1 protein-coding gene is annotated in these 384 nt (G+C 51.0%); it reads right to left on the bottom strand.

Going from position 1 to position 384, the window contains the following annotated elements; translation table 11 throughout:
* Positions 1-124 precede the first annotated feature (124 nt).
* Positions 125-384, bottom strand: a 260-nt coding sequence (locus tag MD535_RS25890; RefSeq protein ID WP_265678143.1) for a hypothetical protein, incomplete at its 5' end; no start/stop codon positions are given.

Raw genomic sequence — 384 nt, 5'->3', positions numbered from 1 at the left:
AGTAGGAAGTTGGGCTAATAATAGAAAGACGGATTCAATATTGGAGGCTCTGGACATAATCGGCTCCTGTAAAATGAAAAAGCCACAACCAGGATGGCTGTGGCTGGTTGGGTTCAATCGTAGATCATCGCTCTTCGTCGTAGTGCTCGTGTGTAATTAATGGGGGGTGTGGCGTTGGATAGTCCGGTACATCTGGACGGTCTTCCTCTAACGCTTTATCAATCAATGCCGCTGACGTGCCAATGGCGGTTGACACCGCAAACCCTGCGGCCGTAATAGTGCCAATGGCCCCAAAGACCGGGGCGGCAGTAATAATACCGGCGACGCTTGCCGTTCCTGCGACAGCTTTACCTACTGTGTGATACCAAGACATGTGTGTCTCCT

Source organism: Vibrio qingdaonensis, from assembly GCF_026191675.1.
Taxonomy (GTDB): domain Bacteria; phylum Pseudomonadota; class Gammaproteobacteria; order Enterobacterales; family Vibrionaceae; genus Vibrio; species Vibrio qingdaonensis.
This window is presented reverse-complemented; position numbering and strand designations above follow the sequence as displayed.